Genomic DNA, 17232 nt, shown 5'->3' on the forward strand with positions numbered 1-17232 from the left:
GCTGTGCTGAATTCCGCCGTATGGAAATCTTCGGCGGGAAACACTATCTCTCGGCAAACAAGGAGATATCCAATGACCGAAGAACGTGCAGTCCTCGCCGGCGGTTGCTTCTGGGGCATGCAGGACCTGATCCGCCGATACAAGGGCGTGATTTCGACTCGCGTCGGCTATACCGGCGGCGATGTGCCGAATGCCACCTACCGCAACCACGGAACCCATGCCGAGGCGATCGAGATCATCTTCGACCCCTCAAGGATCAGCTATCGGGAAATCCTCGAATTCTTCTTCCAGATCCACGACCCGAGCACCCGCAACCGCCAGGGCAACGATGTTGGCTTGAGCTACCGCTCGGCGATCTTCTACGTCACCCCCGAGCAGGAGCGCGTCGCCAAGGATACGATCGCCGATGTCGACGCCTCAGGCCTGTGGCCCGGCAAGGTCGTCACCGAAGTCGTGGCGGTCAGCGATTTCTGGGAGGCCGAACCCGAGCATCAGGATTATCTGGAGCGGATTCCGAACGGCTATACCTGCCATTTCGTCCGGCCCGGCTGGAAACTGCCGGTTCGTCAGAAGATCGCCTGAAATTGATCAGGCTCCCATCGCCGCGCGGCTGGTTTCCAGAAGCGCGGCGACGAGATTTGCCCGTGGCGAGGATCGCGTCGCCACGATGCCGACGGTGCGCATAGCGGACGAGCGGGGCAGGGGCAACTTGAGGATATCAAGGCCAGCCGGCCAGGGCGGCGCCCAATCCGGCACGATCGAGATCCCGAGACCGCGGTCTACCATCACCGCGATCGCCTCCAGCGCGTCGAGTTCGTAACGCTCGACCGGATGGATGCCGATCTCGCGCAGATATTCATCGGCGATGTGACCACCCCATTGGTTGCGGTCGTAGCGGATGAAGGGCAGGGTCTTCAACAATTCGAGCGGATCCACCCCCTTACAGTCCGGCGGAGCGATCAGCACCAGGGGTTCCTGGCGCAGCTTGTTGAAGGTCAGCGTCTTCTGCATCGGAAATCGCGGTTCGATGATGAAGGCCGCGTCCAGCGCGCCGTTCAGAACCTCGGCATAGAGGTCCATCGAAGAGCCCGGCTTGAGGAAGATCTCGATCAGCGGGTAATCCTGGGCGAGGCGGTGGAGAATGTCGGGAACGAGACCGGTCAGCGCCGTATTGATCGCCCCGATCCGCATCTCGCCCGAAATCGTCGCGGTGCCGGCCATCGCCTTCAGGTCGCGTGTATCGCGCACCAGCTCCCTGCAACGTTCGAGAATGGCAAAACCCGCCTCCGTCGGCCGCATGACGCGACCGGAACGCACCAGCAGCCGCACCCCGAGCTCGGCCTCCAATGCGCGGATGCGCTGGGCGACGGCCGCAGGCGTGAGGTTCAGTCGCTGGGCTGCCTCCGCCAGCGAGTGCCGCTCGGCAACGATAATGAAGGTTTCGAGAAAACGTGTGTCCATCGATAGTTTTTTTATCTCTTGAACGAAGCAGAAGCCATATTTTATTTATGGTCCACTGCTCCGAAAGATGGCCCGACCATGTGAGGAGATGAAATGGATTTCGGCTTGAAGGACAAGACGGCCCTGGTGCTTGGCGCCGGCGGCGGACTGGGCAGCGCGATTGCCGTCAAGCTTGCGCGTGAAGGCGCCAGAATTGCCGCGGCGGATATCGATCTCGCCGCCGCTGAGAAGACCACGGCTGCGATCGAATCCGAAGGTGGCAAGGCGCTGGCGCTGCAATGGAACCTTTCCGATCTCGGTTCGATCGATGCGCATGTCGCTGCAATCGAGCGCCAGTTCGGACCGGTCGATGTCCTCGTCAACAATACCGGCGGCCCACCGCCGACCACCGTCTCCGGCCAGGATCCGATGCTCTGGAACCAGTATTTCCAGAGCATGGTACTCTCCGTCATCGCCATTACCGATCGCGTGTTGCCGCAGATGCGGGCGCGCAAATGGGGGCGCATCGTCACCTCGACCTCGTCGGGCGTGGTCGCGCCGATTCCCAATCTCGGCATCTCGAATGCGCTGCGCCTTTCGTTGGTCGGCTGGTCGAAGACGCTGGCGCGCGAGGTCGGGCGTGACGGCATCACCGTCAACATCGTCCTGCCGGGCCGCATCGCCACCGGCCGCATCGCCTTCCTCGACGAGCAGAAGGCCAAACGCGAAAACCGCCCCATCGATGACGTCGTCACTGAGAGCACCGGCAGCATTCCGCTCGGCCGCTATGGCCGGCCGGAAGAATATGGCAATGTCGTCACCTTCCTGGCGAGCGAGCCTGCTTCCTATCTCACCGGATCGGTGATCCGCGTCGATGGCGGCATGATCCAGAGCATCTGACAGAAACCCAATTGGAACTGACAACCGATGGCCCTCAGCGCTGAAGCGATAGCAACCCTCAAGACCATTTCGACGGCGACATTAACGACCGTTCTTCTGAAGAAAGGCCTGCGAAACGTCTGGATTCGTGGTGCCGTTCCCTTGAAGCCCGGCCAGCCGCGCATCGTCGGCCCGGCCTTCACCCTGCGCTTCGTGCCCGCCCGCGAGGATCTGGCGACGCCGGCGTCCTGGGCCTCGCCGATTTCGACGCGCGCTGCGATCGAGGCGATGCCGGAAGGCTGCGTCGCCATCGTCGATGCGATGGGAGTCACCGAGGCCGGCATCTTCGGCGATATCCTCTGCGCCCGCATGCAGAAGAGAGGCGTTGCCGCACTCGTCACAGACGGCGTGGTGCGCGACCTTGCCGGCGTGCTCGACACCGGCCTGCCGGTCTGGTGCCGCGGCGTCGCAGCCCCCCCTTCGGTCGCCGGTCTGACCTTCGTCGCCTGGCAGCAGCCGATCGGCTGCGGCGGCGTGGCGATCTTTCCCGACGACATCATCGTCGTCGACCAGGACGGCGCGGTGCTGATTCCGGCCGATCTGCTCGAGGCGGTGCTTGATGACGCGCCGGAACAGGAGCGCATGGAAGCCTGGATCATGACCAGGATCGATGAAGGCGTGCCGCTGCCAGGCCTCTATCCGATGAACGCCGAAACCAAGGCGCTCTACGAGGCCTCGAAGAAATAGGCTCCGGGCCAGGTGGATCGAGGAGGGTCCGCGGTTCTGCGGCCCTTTTGCCGCCACAACACCTCAATAACGAGGCACGTAATCCAGACCGCCGTCGATCCGGGCCGGGCGCCTGTCCAGGAAAAGCTCGCCGATGCGCGGCGCCGAGCGGGCGATGACCTTGCCGCGACGGATCACCGCCAGCCGGTTCGGCTTCAGCCGCAGCGCTTCCAGCGTGTCGCTCGCCTGGAGGATGACCAGATCGGCGTTGCATCCCTTTTCCAGGCCGTAGCCTTCAAGCCCCATCGTCTTCGCCGAATTGACGGTCAGCGCGTCGAAGATCCTCTTCTTGTCGTCGATGCCGGCCATCTGTGCGACATGGATTGCCATATGGCCGACCTCCAGCATGTCGCCCGATCCCATCGAATACCAGGGGTCCATGACACAGTCGTGCCCGAAGGAAACATTGAGCCCGGCATCCATCAGCTCCCGCACGCGGGTCATGCCGCGGCGTTTCGGATAGGTGTCGTGCCGGCCCTGCAGCATGATGTTGATCAGCGGATTGGGGATGACGTTGATCTTAGCCTCCGCCATCAGCGGAATGAGCTTGGAGACATAATAATTGTCCATCGAGTGCATCGAGGTCAGATGCGAGCCGGCGACGCGTCCCTGTAAGCCGAAGCGGATGGTTTCCGCAGCCAGCGTCTCGATATGGCGCGAGAGCGGATCGTCGGTTTCGTCGCAATGCATATCGACCGGCAGGCCGCGATCGGCGGCGATGCGGCAGAGCGCCTCGACCGACACCGTGCCTTCACCCATCGTCCGTTCGAAGTGGGGAATGCCGCCGACGATATCGACGCCCATGTCGAGGGCGCGGTTGAGCGCGTCGATCGCGCCCGGCGAGCGGTAATAACCGTCCTGGGGGAAGGCGACCAGCTGCAGATCGATATAGGGCGCGACCTTCTCGCGCACCTCGATCATCGCCTCGACGGTCACAAGCTTGGGATCGCTGGTGTCGACATGGCTGCGGATGAAGAGCAGGCCCTGCGTGACCGCCAGATCGCAATAGCGCAGTGCACGATCGACCAGTTCCTCCTTCGTCACGATCGGGCGCAACTCTCCCCAGAGCGCGATGCCCTCGAGCAGGGTGCCGGATAGGTTCATGCGCGGCAGGCCGAGCGACAGGGTCGCGTCCATATGGAAATGCGGATCGACGAAGGGCGGGCTGGCCAGCCGGCCTGTCGCATCGATCTCTTCTCCCGCCTGCGCCTGGAGATTGGGCTCGACAGCGATGATCCTGCCGCCTTGGATGCCGATATCGACGCCCTTTCGGCCATCAGCGAGATTTGCATTTCTGACGATCAGATCGAACATCGGAGCCTCATTGGACAGAAGTGGTTCAGCGTTCGCCGCGACGATAGGGCTGCATCAGCGCCTGCGGAACACGGGCACGGCGAGCCATGACCGCAAGGGCGGCAATGGAAAGGATATAGGGCGTCATCAGAAAGAGCTGATAGGGCACAAGCCCGCTCAGCGCGGTTTGCAGCCGCAGCTGGAACGCGTCGAAGAAGGCGAAGAGCAGGGCGCCGAACAGCGCGCGGCCCGGCCGCCAGGAAGCGAAGACGACGAGCGCGATGCAGATCCAACCGCGCCCCTGCACCATGGTCGGGAAAAAGCTGTTGAACGCCGACAAGGTCAGGAAGGCGCCGCCCATTCCCATCAGTGCGCTTCCGGCAATCACCGCGACATAGCGCACCTTCATCGGATTGACGCCCTGCGCTTCCGCCGCATGCGGATTTTCGCCGGTCATGCGGATCGCAAGCCCGACCGGCGTGCGGAAGATGATGTAGGCCATCAGCAGGGCGATAGCGATCGCGAGATAGGTCGGCGCCGTCTGGGTGAAGAAGGCCGGCCCGATGAAGGGCAGCGTCGAAAGACCCGGAATGGCGATCGGCTGGAACGGCACGATGGTGGGCGGCGTATTGGCAAGCGGCACGATCAGCCGGAAGACATAATAACTGAAGCTGGAGGCAAACAGCGTGACGCCGAGGCCAGCAACATGCTGGGACAGCCCGAGCGTCACAGTCAGGCCCGCATGCAGCAGGCCGAAGACGCCGCCGGCAATGGCGGCAATCAGCAGGCCCGTCCAGAGATCGGCGCCGTGATAGACGGAAAGCCAGCCGATCATCGCGCCGAAGGTCATGATGCCCTCGATGCCGAGATTGAGCACGCCGGCCCGTTCGCAGAGCAGGGCGCCGAGCGTGCCGAAAATCAGCGGTGTGGCGATCCGCAGGATTGCCGCCCAGAGCCCAGCGGAGGCGATGATATCGAAGAGCTGCATCATCGCCGGATCCTGTATTGGGTGAAGAACAATGCGATCAGCATCGTCAGCAGCGACAGCGCCACGGTGACGTCGGCGATATAGGTCGGGATGCCGAGGCCGCGGCTCATGCCATCGGCGCCCACGAACATGGTGGCGGTGAAAATGGCGGCGAAGACGACGCCGAGCGGATTGAGGTTGGCGAGCATGGCGACGACGATGCCGGCATAGCCGAAACCGGGCGACAGGTCGGTCGTCACGTAACCCTTGACCCCCATCACCTCGATCGCTCCTGCCAACCCTGCAAGCCCGCCGGAGAGGCAGGCGACCTTCACCAGCGTTCTGCCGAGGGGCACGCCCGCAAAAACAGCGCCGCCCGGATTGAGGCCGGCCGCGCGCGACTGCATGCCGAACACGGTGCGCGACTGGATGAAATGGACGAGGATCGCCAGCGCGATTGCGATCGCAAAGCCGATATGCAGGCGCGAACGGGCGATCAGCTTCGGCAGCATGGCGTGATCGCTGACCGATTGCGACTGCGGCCAGCCGAAGGCGAGCGGATCTTTGAGAACGCCATCGATCAGCATCGAGACGAAGAGCACGGCGATGAAGTTCAACAGCAGGCTGGTGACGACTTCATCGACCGAGAAGCGCAGCCTGAGCCAGAGCGGGATCAGGATCAGCACCATGCCGGCAATGGCGCCGATCAGCAGTAGCAATGGAATGAGAATGGGGGCGGGAAGATTGCCGAGCAGTTTCGAGCTTGCCGCTGCAACGGCGATGGCGCCGAGATAGAACTGGCCCTCGGCGCCGATATTCCAGAGCCGTGCCCGGAAGGCGACGGCCGCGGCAAGCCCGGTCAGCATCAGCGGCGTTGCCCGCGTCAGCGTTTCGGTTGCCGACAGCCGCGAGCCGAAAGCACCGGTCAGGATGCGCCAATAGGCATCGAGCACGGGCGCGCCGGCAATTGATATCAGGATGCCCGAAAGCGCCAGGGCTGCGATCACCGCGATGACGGGCGTGACGATCAGCAGGGAAAGCGGACGGTGTTCGCGGCGCTCAAATCGCATGGCCGGCCTCCGGGTTTTGCTGCCATTCGCCGGCCATCATCAGCCCCAGCCTGCGCGCATCGGCGTCTTCAGCCTCGACGGGCGGCGACAGCCGGCCGCCGACGATCGCCTGGATACGATCGGCAAGCGCGATCACCTCGTCGAGGTCTTCGGAGATCAGCAGCACGGCGGTCCCCTGCCGGCGGGCTTCGAGCAAGCGGGCGTGCACGGCCGCCACCGCCCCTTCATCGAGACCGCGCGCCGGCTGCGCCGCAATCAGGATCCGCGGCCGCCGATGCAGGTTGCGGCCGAGAATGAGCTTTTGCATATTGCCGCCGGAAAGCAGCCGGGTGCGAATGGCAGGGCCGCCGCCGCGGACGTCGAACCCGTCGATAATTTCCCTGGCGAAGGCCATGCCCGCTTTGCGGTTGACGAGGCCACGGCGCGAAAAGGCCGATGAGGCGATGCGCTCCAGTACGGCGTTTTCCCAGATCGCCATTTCGCCGATCACGCCTTCCTCGTTGCGATCCTCGGGAATGCGGCCGATGCCGGCGTCGACGACATCGGCGACACCGAGATTGCCGACGGCTTCCCCGAACAGCAGAAGGTCGCCGGCACTGCGCGCCAGCATACCGGAGAGAAGATGCGCCAATGTCGCCTGGCCATTGCCCGAAACACCGATGATGCCGAGGATCTCTCCCTGGTGCAGCCGGAAGCTGATCGACTTCAGACGATCGACGCCGCCGCTGCGCACCGTCACATCGGCCGCTTCGAGGGCAATGGCGCCGGGTGTCGACGGCTCGCGCACGGGCCGCGTCACACGGTGCCCGACCATCAGTTCGGCGAGTTCCTCCTTGCTGGTGTCCGACGTCTTGCGTTCGGCGACCATCTTGCCGCCGCGTAAGACCACGATGCGGTCGGCCGCTGCCATCACCTCGTCGAGCTTGTGCGAGATGAAGATCAACGACAGGCCCTGGCGGGCCATTTCCCTCAGCGTCGTGAACAGTCGTTCGGCCTCGATATTGGTCAGCACCGCCGTCGGCTCGTCGAGGATCAGGATGCGGGCATCGTTATAGAGCGCCTTGAGGATCTCGACGCGTTGCTGCTCACCGACCGACAGGTCGCCAAGGCGCGCATCCGGATCGACCTTGAGGCCGAAGCGCTCGGATATCGCCAGCAGCTTCTTGCGCGCCGCGGAAGTTCCCGAGCGCCAGGACCACAGTCTTTCCGTGCCGGTCATGACATTTTCGAGAACGGTCAGATTGGGCGCGAGCGAGAAATGCTGATGCACCATGCCGACGCCGGCCTGGATCGCCGCGCGCGGCTTGCCCTGCGGCACCTCTCTGCCTTCGATCAGAATTCGGCCGGCATCCGGCATGTAATGGCCGAAAAGGATGCTCATCAGCGTGGTCTTGCCCGCACCGTTCTCGCCAAGCAGCGCCACGACCTCCCCCTTGGCAAGAGTCATGGAAATATCGTCATTGGCGAGATTGGCGCCGAAACGCTTGCTGACGCCTGTGATCTCCAGCACCGGCCCGGTCATGACGGCAGTCCCGCGACGGGAAACCGATGCTGCCACCGCCCCTCGGCCTCCAGGCGTGCGGCAAGCGACAGCAGACGCAGCTCGCGACCCATCGGCGCCATGATCTGCACCGGCAGCGGCAGGGCGTGCTCATCCTGTCCGAAAGGCAGCGTCAAAGCAGGAAAACCCGAAATATTGGCGAGGCAGGCAAGCGGCGCAAAGACCGCCATCCGCTCGAGATGCAGATCCGTGTCGGCATGATCGGACGGAAAGGAGCCAATCGCAAGAGGCGCAGACGAAAGCATCGGCATGAGGATGCAATCGACCTTGTCGAACAGAGTCCAGAGCTTATGGCTCACCAGAACGGCCTCGTTCAGCGTGTTCCATAGCGATGTGACCGAAAGCCCTCGTCCGCGCGCAGCAAAGGCCTGCGTCAGAAGCTCGGCCCTGCTTTCATCCAGAGCCGCCGCCTCGATGAACGCCGCGAGGTTGACGGAGACGATATCGGCGAAGACGCGGCCGCTTGACGTGACGCTCCCTTCGAACTCGGTCCAACTCAACGGAACGATCAGGTGTCCGTCATTCTCGAGCGCACGCGCCGCATCCTCGACGGCTGCGAGCCGATCACTATCCGTCGGATAGGCCGAACCGGTATCGATCAACAGGCCGATCCGCAAACGGCCGCTGTCGATATCGACAGGGGAGGGATCCGCAAAGGGACCTCGTGAATTTCCACTCAGGCTGCCGAAGATCAGCGCCGTATCCCGCACCGAACGGCAGACCGCGAGTTCGCTGGCGATACCGGCGAGGTGGTTGCCGAAGGAGGGGCCGCCCGGGATGGCGCCGCGCGTCGGCTTCATTCCGACGAGGCCGCAGCAGGCGGCGGGCACACGGATCGAGCCGCCGGCATCGGTCGCATGCGCAATCGCGACGATCCCGGCGGCGACCGCGGCCGCCGCACCGCCGGAGGAGCCGCCGGCGGTGCGGGCCGGATCGAGCGGGTTGCGGCAGAGAGGCCCGATTGCCGGTTCGCTGGCGAGCGACAGACCGAATTCCGGGCTCGTCGTCAGGCCGAACAGGCAGAAGCCAGCGTCGCGGAAACGAGCAGCGAGATCGGAATCCGCTTCGCCGCCCTTTCTTTCGAAGAGGCGGGAACCGGCGGTGACCGGCAGCCCGGCGAAGGGGCCGCCAAGATCCTTCGCCAAACTCGGCACACCGGCAAAGGGCCTGATGGAAAAGCGACCGGGCACGCTCCGCCGCTCCCGGTCACGCTCCTCTGCCGAGGCAAGGCCCATGGCGGCATCGACATAGGCGAGCGCGCCGAGCGGCGCCTGCCGCACTGCGGCCTCAAGAGAAGCCTGCATCGCCTCAGTTGCGCTCAGCTTGCCATGCCGGATCGCTGCCGCCAGGTCGGTCGCATCGCTTTGCATGAGCCGAATTACTTCGGCTCGTCCATCATCTTCGGAACCTCGAAGGTACCGGCCTTGATCTCCGCCCGCTTGGCTTCCATCGCAGCCTCCGCATCGGCGGGTGCCACGCCCTTCACGAAGACGATATCGCTGCCGCCTTCCTTCATCAGGCCGTAGGAGGTGTAGTTCCGACCGACCGGTTTTCCGGCCGCGACATCGGCGATCGCAGCGTTGAGGATCGGGCGGAAATACCACATGGCGTTGGCAAACACCGTGTCAGGGTAGCGCGGTGTATAGTCGATCAGCGAGCCGACCGATTTGATGCCGCGCTCCTTGGCAGCATCGGCGGTACCGATACGTTCGCCGAACAGGATGTCGGCGCCGGCGTCGATCTGGGCGAGACCGGCTTCGCGGGCCTTCGGCGGATCGAAGAAGGTGCCGATGAAGGAGACGAGGTGTTTTGCCTCCGGGTTGACGGCCTTGACGCCGGCCGCGAAGGCGTTGATCAGCATGTTGACCTCGGGGATCGGAATGGCGCCGACCGAACCGACGATATTCGACTTGGTCATCTTGCCCGCCAGCATGCCGGCAAGATAGGCGCCGTCATGGTTCCAGGTGCCGAAGACGCCGAAATTGTCGCCGGCCTGCTCGCCGCTCGAACCCAGCACGAAGGCGGTATCGGGATAGTCGGCCGCGACCTGCCGGGCCTCTTTCTCCACCGCATAGGCCTCGCCGATGATCAGCTTGTTGCCCTGTTCGGCATATTCGCGCATGGCGCGGGGATAATCGGTGCCGGAAACACCTTCGGAGAAGACATATTCGATAACGCCTTCCTTGGCCGCGTCCTGCAGGGCCTTGTGCAGACAGGAGTTCCAGGCATTTTCAACCGGCGAGGCATGAATGCCGGCAACTTTCAGCGGCGCGGCCGCTCTTGCCAGCGGGGCAAAGCCGCTGACCCCAAGCGCAATGCCGGATGCGATCACTGCCCGGCGTGAAATCAGGATATCTTTGGTCATTGATTGCTCCCTTTTTTACCATTTGGTTCAAAAATCATAGTAGCGCCTAAAAATGTGTCAAGCCGCGACTGGGCTTAAAAATCAGGCTGATCGGCCACCGCGACCTGACTGAAAAACCGAGACACGACAGGCTGCACGCCCGGCGCCACCGTGCTTGCCGGGCAGGATCTACAGGGGCTTGGCGCGACGACTCCGGCAGGATATGCATAGAACTATTGGGTTGGGGAAATTGGAATGGGTGATGAAGAAGACGCCTCGCGGCGGCCGATCGCGAGCCGGTCGTCGTCCTGGGCGATCGGCCTGAGTGCGTGGCTGGCACGCACCGGTGTCACGCCAAACAGCATTTCGCTTTTCTCGATCCTGTTTGCCGGCCTCGGCGCGGCGCTCATCCCCTTCACGGCCCATCCGATCGCCATGGTTTGTGCCGCGATCTCGGTGCAGATGCGGCTCGTCTGCAATCTGCTGGACGGCATGGTCGCGATCGAAGGCGGCAAGAAAACCAAGAGCGGGCCGCTCTACAATGAATTCCCCGACCGGATCGCCGACAGCCTGCTTCTCGTCGCAGCCGGTTATGCCTGCGGCTTTGCCTGGCTCGGCTGGCTTGCTGCGCTGCTCGCCGCACTCACCGCCTATATCAGGGTCTTCGGAGGAGCGGTCGGTCTTCTTCAGGACTTCAGCGGCATCATGGCCAAGCAGCGCCGCATGGCGGTACTGACGGCGGGCCTCGTCGCCCAGAGCGTGGAGACGGTGATATCCACCAGCCGTTGGTCGCTGCTCCTTGCCTCCGTCATCATCGCGGCGGGAAGCCTCGTCACCTGCACCACGCGCACGATAAGACTTGCCCGCTCGCTGGAGAGATTATGATCGCACTCGTCCGTCGCCTTCTCGTGCTCTTCGTCCGCATCGTGGTCGGCGCCCGCAGCGAGTGGCGGGGCTGTTCGCCCGACCCCCGCCGCCGCATCTATTTTGCCAATCACAACAGCCATGTCGACACCGTCGCCGTCATGGCCGCCCTGCCGTGGCCGGTGCGACGGCTGACCCATCCGGTTGCGGCGCGCGATTATTGGGGAACGACCGCCTTTCGCCGTTTCATCGCCGAGAAAGGCCTGCGCGCCGTCCTGATAGACCGCAAGCCTCTGCCCGACAGCAACCCGCTGGAGCCGATCGAGCGCCTGCTCGAGGAGGGGCGCTCGGTCCTGATCTTCCCGGAAGGCACGAGAAGCGCCAGCGATGAGATCGCCCCCTTCCGCAGCGGCATCTATCGCCTTGCATGCCGTTTCCCTGATGTCGATCTCGTGCCGATCCATCTCGACAATCTTCAGCGCATCCTGCCCAAGGGAAGCTGGCTGATCGTCCCGATCACCTGCACGGCGCGCTTCGGCAAGCCGCTGCGCGTCGAACCGGGCGAAGGAAAAGACGCGTTCCTGGCCCGCGCCCGTGCCGCGGTCATCGAGCTAGCAGACGGAGAACGCATCGCATGACCAGCCATTTCTCCATCGTGCTTGCCGCGATCCTCGGCCTGTTGGCCGTCGCCTCGGCCATTGGCTTCACCCTTCAGCGGCGGGCGACCGAGCCCGGATCCGTCGCTACCGTCCACAATCTCAATGCCCGAATTCGCTCATGGTGGATCATGGTCGCTATATTCGGCGGCGCGATTCTGCTCGGCGATACCGCGGTGGTCGTCCTGTTCGCATTCCTGTCCTTCATGGCGCTTCGCGAATTCTGGACGCTGACGCCATCGCGGCGCGGCGATCACCTGGCGCTGTTCCTGTCCTTCTTCGTCGTCCTGCCACTTCATTACCTGTTGCTCGGAACGGCGTGGTACGGCCTATTTGCGATCTTCATCCCGGTCTATGCCTTCCTGATCCTGCCGGCGGTGGCGACCTTGACGGGCGACGTCAACGAATTCCTGGCCCGGACCGCCAGGGTGCAATGGGGATTGATGCTGACGGTCTATTCGATCAGCCATGCTCCCGCACTTCTGATGCTGCAGACCGGTACGCCATCCGCCCTGCTTCTCGTCTATCTCGTCATCGTGGTGCAACTCAGCGACGTCTTCCAGTATGTCTGGGGCAAGCTCCTGGGAAAGCATCGCTTCTCGCCGAACATCAGCCCATCGAAGACGCTCGAAGGCCTCTTCGGTGGCGGCGCCTCGGCCATCCTTGTGGGAACGCTGCTCTATCGCCTGACGCCGTTCTCGCCGCTGCAGGCGGCGGCCATCAGCACGGTCATCGTCGTCGCGGGCTTCTTCGGCGGCTTCGTGCTCTCGGCCATCAAACGCGATCTGAACGCCAAGGACTGGGGCTATGTGATCGAGGGTCACGGCGGCGTGCTCGACCGGCTGGATTCCATCACCTTCGCAGCGCCGCTGTTCTTCCACATCGTCCGCTACTGGTACACCGTCTGACAATTCATCCGCGAAAGCCTATCTCGCATCCTCCATGGATGACGCGTGAGCCCTCGCCATGGCCTCCTGAAGGTCGGCGATAGGCGTCGCATTCACCATCTTCCTGCCCTCGAGTTCCTTCGGCATTTTCCAGCCGGGATCGATGCCTTCCATGTTCGGCAATTCGTGAGCGATACCCTTGTGGCAGTCGATGCAGGTCGCCTGGCCGGAAAGCAGATATCGGGTATGGATCTCGGCGGCGCGTTGTGTCTGCTTCTGCAGATCCATCGCCACCGACGAATGGCAGTTGCGGCATTCCAGACTGTCATTGGCCTTCATGCGCGCCCATTCATGCTGCGCAAGTTCCAGCCGCTTTTCCAGAAACTTCGGCCGGGTGTTGATCGTGCCGAATATCTTGCCCCAGACCTCCTTGGAGGCCTGCATCTTGCGGGCGATCTTGTCGGTCCATTGATGCGGCACGTGGCAGTCCGGGCATGTCGCCCGCACCCCCGATCGGTTGGAAAAATGGATGGTGCGCGAAAGCTCCTGATAGACGTTGTCGTGCATTTCATGACAGGAGGTGCAGAAGTTTTCGGTATTGGTCAGTTCCAGCGCGGTATTAAACGCGCCCCAGAAGAGAACGCCACCAACGAAGCCGCCCAGCGTCAGGACGCCGAGCCCGATCGTTGCCGCCGGCGTCGTCAGGATCGACCACGCCCACAGAACCGCTTTCCTGATAAATGCGATCATGACGGTCACTCGCTTCCGGCCGGCTTGAAACCGAGCTCGCTCATGTCCTTGAACGCATTGGGGACGAGTGGCTGGGTGTCCGCCTGCGGCACATGGCACGCCGTACAGAAGTAGCGGCGAGGGGAGACGTCGGCGAGCATCTGGCCGTCGCGCGTCATATAGTGGGTGACGCTGATCATCGGCGCGCCGCTATCCTGCGTGAACTCCCGCTTGTGGCAGGAGAGGCAGCGGTTGGCGTTGACCGACAGTTCGTAACCTTCGATCGAATGCGGAATGATCGGCGGCTGGTCGGGATAGGCGCGCATCCTGCGCTTGTCGTCGACGATCCATTTCGGCAGCGGCTTGGCGGCCCCTGTTTCCATCGAGGGCGTCGGGCCCTCCAGCTGGGGGACGGTTTGCTGCATCACCTGACCGAAGGCGGCCGTCGCGAGGAAAACGACGACGCCGGCTGCGATTGCCTGCCATTCCGGTCGCCTTAAACGGCGGGGAGAATCTTGACCGCGCATTTCTTGTAATCCGTCTGCTTGGAGATGGGATCGGTGGCGTCGAGCGTGACCTTGTTGATCAACTGGCTGGCGTCGAACCAGGGGACGAAGATGACGCCGGGCGGCATTCGATTCCTGCCCCTGATATCGATGCGCGAGCGGATCTCGCCGCGGCGGGAAACGATCCGCACCTCCGCCCCCTGATTGATGCCGCGCTTGCGGGCATCCTCGGCATTCATGAAACATCGCGCGCCGGGAAATGCCCGGTAAAGCTCCGGCACCCTCATGGTCATCGATCCCGAGTGCCAGTGTTCGAGCACACGGCCGGTAACCAGCCAAAAATCGAATTCGTCGTCGGGAGATTCGGCCGGCGGCTCGTAGGGCACGGCCAGAATGACGGCCCTGCCGTCCTTCTGACCATAAAATTTCACGCCCTCGCCGGGCTTCACATAGGGGTCGTAACCTTCCCGGTATCGCCAGCGCGTCTCCTGGCCGTTGACCACCGGCCAGCGCAGTCCACGGACCTCATGATAGAGGTCATAGGGCGCCAGATCGTGTCCGTGCCCGCGCCCGAAGGAGGCATACTCCTCGAACAAGCCTTTCTGGATGTAGAATCCGAACGCCTTGGCCTCGGCATTGTCGTATTCGGCGCTGATCTCATCAAGCGGAAACCGGTCGACCTCGCCATTGCGAAAGAGCACGTCGAAAAGCGTTTTTCCTCGATACGCCGGATTGGCATCGAGGATTTCCTTCGACCAGACCTCATCGGTGGTAAATCGCTTCGAGAATTCGACGATCTGCCAGAGGTCGGATCGCGCCTCGCCCTTGGCCTGAACGAGTTGATGCCAGACATGGGTGCGCCGTTCGGCGTTTCCATAGGCGCCTTCCTTCTCGACCCACATCGCCGCAGGAAGGATCAGGTCTGCGCTCATCGCCGTTATGGTCGGATAGGCATCCGAAACCACGACGAAATTCTCGGGGTTGCGATAACCCTGCCAGGTTTCGTTGCTCGTATTCGGTCCGGCCTGGACGTTGTTGTTGACCTGCACCCAATAGAAATTGAGCTTGCCGTCCTTCAGCATGCGGTCCTGCTGGACTGCATGATATCCTGGCTTCTCCGGAATGATCCCCTGCGGGACACGCCAGATTTCTTCGGCATGTTTGCGGTGCTCGGGGTTCGTCACCGTCATGTCGGCGGGAAGGCGATGCGCGAAGGTTCCCACTTCACGGGCCGTCCCGCAGGCCGAGGGCTGACCGGTGAGGGAGAACGGGCTGTTGCCCGGTTCGGAGATCTTCCCGGTGAGCAAATGCAGGTTGTAGACCATCTGGTTCGCCCAAACGCCGCGGACATGCTGATTGAATCCCATCGTCCAAAGCGACATCACCTTGCGGTCAGGATCGGCATAGAGTTCCGCAAGCTGCTCCAGGAATTCGGGATCGACCCCGGTGAGTTCGGACGTCTTCTTCAGCGTGTACTCGCTAACGAACGCCTTGAAGGCGTCGAAATCCATCGGTTCGGTCTTGCCGGGATCGCTGGCGTTGGCCGCTGCGATTTCAACCGGATTGTCCGGGCGCAGGCCGTAGCCGATATCGGTGACGCCTTTTGCAAACTTCGTGTGGTCGCGGACGAAGTCCTCGTTCACACGTCCTGTTTGAATGATGTGGTTGGCAATGAAATTCAGAATCGCCAGATCTGTTCCCGGTTTGAAAACGATGGGAATATCGGCGAGATCCATGCTCCTGTGCGTAAAGGTCGAAAGCACCGCGACGCGCACATGCGGTTGCCCAAGCCGGCGGTCGGCGAGGCGTGTCCAGAGGATCGGATGCATCTCCGCCATGTTCGAGCCCCAGAGCACGAAGGCGTCCGCGTTTTCGAAATCGTCGTAACAGCCCATCGGCTCGTCCATGCCGAAGGTCCGCATGAACCCGTAAGCGGCCGAGGCCATGCAGTGTCTGGCATTGGGGTCCAGATTGTTGGAACGAAAGCCGGCCCGCATCAGCTTTGTCGCGGCATATCCTTCAAAGATCGTCCACTGGCCGGAGCCGAACATGCCGACAGCCGTCGGGCCCTTGTCCTCGAGCACTTTCTTGCACTGCTCGGCCATCACGTCGAAGGCCTCGTCCCAGCTCACCGGTTCGAACTCGCCGTCCTTGGCGTAGCGGCCGTCCCGCTTTCGCAGCAGAGGGGTCTGAAGCCTGTCCTCGCCATACATGATCTTGGAGAGAAAATAGCCCTTGATGCAGTTAAGGCCGCGATTGACCTCCGCCTGCATGTCTCCATGCGTTGCAACGACCTGACCTTGCTTGACGCCCACCATGACGCCGCAACCGGTGCCGCAGAAGCGGCAGGGGGCCTTCGACCATTTGATTTCCAATGCACCGACGCCGCCGGGCACCGGCTGCGCGACAGCCGGCATCGCTATTCCGGCAGCGGCCGCGGCGATGGCGGCGGCCTGGGCCTTCAGAAGCTCACGCCTGTTCAATTCTCCCGTCATGGCCTTGCATCTCCTCCTCGACATGCTCGAACACCATGTTTGCCGCAATCACGCCGTCCAGGAGCGAGATTTGCGATAGACGATCGCCGAGCATGCCCGTGCTCGTTCCCTCGATAGTGACGACGATCTTTCCGTTGGCGTGAGCGTGGACTTCCACATTCCGCATCTCGGCGATGGCCGCCAGCACAGCCCCGGTGCGGGCCGGCATGGTCGCGATCACGGCACTCGATATGTGATAGCGCAGACCCCGCTCAGGCATCGGCCGCCTCCATCCCGCTCGGCTGCAACACGATGGCGTTGACGGGACATCCGGCGATGCACCCTCCGCATCCATTGCAAATGTCGGTGCGAAGTTCCGGAAGAAACGGGCCGCCGACGCGGGGCCGGAAACGGATCGCCTGCTGAGGGCAAGCTTCTCCGCAGGACTGACAGGTGATGCCGCGCTTCGCCAGGCAGGTATCACCAACCGCGGCGACATGGGCAAAACGATCGATCCGCTCTGTGGTGAAAACGGGTTGCGGGCACGATGCCGCGCATTCACCGCAAAACGTGCATTCGCCTCGCATAAAGTCGAGCAACGGCAGTCCGTCCACCAGACGGATTATCTTGGTGGGACATCGCTCCTCGCATCGTCCGCACCCCGTGCATGCCGCGGCAAGGCTTTGCATCGATGCTCCTGGCGGACAAATCCTGTGATCGGTCGTTGCCGGCCGGACTGAGAGGAATTGACGTCGAGACATCGGCACTTGGGACAT

The 17232-nt window shown here is 62.9% G+C and carries 18 protein-coding genes; 6 read left to right on the plus strand and 12 right to left on the minus strand.

What is annotated here, in order from left to right; genetic code table 11:
• Positions 1-72 precede the first annotated feature (72 nt).
• Positions 73-582 carry a peptide-methionine (S)-S-oxide reductase MsrA gene (gene msrA / locus EEQ99_RS05240; protein WP_127430087.1) on the plus strand — a complete coding sequence of 170 codons (510 nt, stop codon included), beginning with the start codon at positions 73-75 and terminating at the stop codon, positions 580-582.
• 6 nt (positions 583-588) lie between these two features.
• Here the strand turns inward: msrA and EEQ99_RS05245 are convergent, their stop codons facing one another.
• On the minus strand, positions 589-1461 hold the full coding sequence (locus EEQ99_RS05245) for a LysR family transcriptional regulator (protein ID WP_063476130.1): 873 nt from the start codon (positions 1459-1461) through the stop codon (positions 589-591).
• Positions 1462-1554: 93 nt separating this feature from the next.
• Here EEQ99_RS05245 and EEQ99_RS05250 point away from each other — a divergent pair, with 93 nt between their 5' ends.
• Together EEQ99_RS05250 and EEQ99_RS05255 are read left to right on the plus strand one after the other, a co-directional pair.
• Positions 1555-2340, plus strand: a complete 786-nt coding sequence (locus tag EEQ99_RS05250) for an SDR family oxidoreductase (protein WP_127430088.1) — start codon at positions 1555-1557, stop codon at positions 2338-2340.
• A 27-nt stretch (positions 2341-2367) separates the two neighbouring features.
• Positions 2368-3066, plus strand: coding sequence for a ribonuclease activity regulator RraA (locus tag EEQ99_RS05255; protein WP_127430089.1), 699 nt, complete (start codon positions 2368-2370; stop codon positions 3064-3066).
• A gap of 63 nt (positions 3067-3129) precedes the next feature.
• Here EEQ99_RS05255 and EEQ99_RS05260 read toward each other — a convergent pair whose 3' ends face one another.
• The 6 genes from EEQ99_RS05260 to EEQ99_RS05285 are packed head-to-tail and all read right to left on the minus strand — an operon-like array spanning position 3130 to position 10361.
• The gene (locus EEQ99_RS05260) at positions 3130-4419 is read right to left on the minus strand and encodes an amidohydrolase family protein (RefSeq protein WP_127430090.1); all 1290 of its coding nucleotides are present in this window, start codon (positions 4417-4419) and stop codon (positions 3130-3132) included.
• Positions 4420-4444: 25 nt separating this feature from the next.
• Positions 4445-5389, minus strand: coding sequence for an ABC transporter permease (locus tag EEQ99_RS05265; RefSeq protein WP_127430091.1), 945 nt, complete (start codon positions 5387-5389; stop codon positions 4445-4447).
• Positions 5386-6435 (minus strand): ABC transporter permease, encoded by a 1050-nt coding sequence (locus EEQ99_RS05270; protein WP_097543991.1) that lies wholly within the window; start codon positions 6433-6435, stop codon positions 5386-5388. The genes EEQ99_RS05265 and EEQ99_RS05270 overlap by 4 nt, the downstream gene beginning before the upstream one ends.
• The gene (locus EEQ99_RS05275) at positions 6425-7957 is read right to left on the minus strand and encodes an ABC transporter ATP-binding protein (RefSeq protein WP_127430157.1); all 1533 of its coding nucleotides are present in this window, start codon (positions 7955-7957) and stop codon (positions 6425-6427) included. The genes EEQ99_RS05270 and EEQ99_RS05275 overlap by 11 nt, the downstream gene beginning before the upstream one ends.
• On the minus strand, positions 7954-9366 hold the full coding sequence (locus tag EEQ99_RS05280) for an amidase (protein ID WP_127430092.1): 1413 nt from the start codon (positions 9364-9366) through the stop codon (positions 7954-7956). Before EEQ99_RS05280 ends, EEQ99_RS05275 begins: the two co-directional genes overlap by 4 nt.
• Before the next feature lie 8 nt (positions 9367-9374).
• Positions 9375-10361 (minus strand): BMP family protein, encoded by a 987-nt coding sequence (locus EEQ99_RS05285; RefSeq protein ID WP_047613180.1) that lies wholly within the window; start codon positions 10359-10361, stop codon positions 9375-9377.
• A gap of 234 nt (positions 10362-10595) precedes the next feature.
• On the opposite strand from EEQ99_RS05285, the gene EEQ99_RS05290 reads away from it, so the two are divergent.
• The 3 genes from EEQ99_RS05290 to EEQ99_RS05300 are packed head-to-tail and all read left to right on the plus strand — an operon-like array spanning position 10596 to position 12768.
• On the plus strand, positions 10596-11225 hold the full coding sequence (locus EEQ99_RS05290; RefSeq protein ID WP_127430093.1) for a CDP-alcohol phosphatidyltransferase family protein: 630 nt from the start codon (positions 10596-10598) through the stop codon (positions 11223-11225).
• The gene (locus EEQ99_RS05295; protein ID WP_127430094.1) at positions 11222-11842 is read left to right on the plus strand and encodes a lysophospholipid acyltransferase family protein; all 621 of its coding nucleotides are present in this window, start codon (positions 11222-11224) and stop codon (positions 11840-11842) included. The genes EEQ99_RS05290 and EEQ99_RS05295 overlap by 4 nt, the downstream gene beginning before the upstream one ends.
• Complete coding sequence (locus EEQ99_RS05300) at positions 11839-12768, plus strand: phosphatidate cytidylyltransferase (RefSeq protein WP_097543988.1); 930 nt, start codon at positions 11839-11841, stop codon at positions 12766-12768. Before EEQ99_RS05295 ends, EEQ99_RS05300 begins: the two co-directional genes overlap by 4 nt.
• Before the next feature lie 18 nt (positions 12769-12786).
• Here the strand turns inward: EEQ99_RS05300 and EEQ99_RS05305 are convergent, their stop codons facing one another.
• The 5 genes from EEQ99_RS05305 to EEQ99_RS05325 are packed head-to-tail and all read right to left on the minus strand — an operon-like array spanning position 12787 to position 17232.
• A complete protein-coding gene (locus tag EEQ99_RS05305) occupies positions 12787-13497 on the minus strand; it encodes a NapC/NirT family cytochrome c (protein ID WP_164735902.1) in 711 nt (236 codons plus the stop codon).
• Positions 13498-13502: 5 nt separating this feature from the next.
• Entirely contained in the window at positions 13503-14003 is a 501-nt protein-coding gene (locus tag EEQ99_RS05310; RefSeq protein ID WP_097622801.1) for a nitrate reductase cytochrome c-type subunit, read from the minus strand.
• On the minus strand, positions 13973-16477 hold the full coding sequence (gene napA / locus EEQ99_RS05315; RefSeq protein ID WP_127430095.1) for a periplasmic nitrate reductase subunit alpha: 2505 nt from the start codon (positions 16475-16477) through the stop codon (positions 13973-13975). Before napA ends, EEQ99_RS05310 begins: the two co-directional genes overlap by 31 nt.
• Positions 16452-16736: a chaperone NapD gene (locus tag EEQ99_RS05320; protein ID WP_097543985.1), complete on the minus strand. Its 285-nt coding sequence runs from the start codon at positions 16734-16736 to the stop codon at positions 16452-16454. Before EEQ99_RS05320 ends, napA begins: the two co-directional genes overlap by 26 nt.
• Positions 16729-17232, minus strand: a complete 504-nt coding sequence (locus EEQ99_RS05325) for a ferredoxin-type protein NapF (RefSeq protein ID WP_097543984.1) — start codon at positions 17230-17232, stop codon at positions 16729-16731. The genes EEQ99_RS05320 and EEQ99_RS05325 overlap by 8 nt, the downstream gene beginning before the upstream one ends.

The organism is Rhizobium anhuiense, from assembly GCF_003985145.1.
Classification (GTDB): Bacteria; Pseudomonadota; Alphaproteobacteria; order Rhizobiales; family Rhizobiaceae; genus Rhizobium; species Rhizobium anhuiense.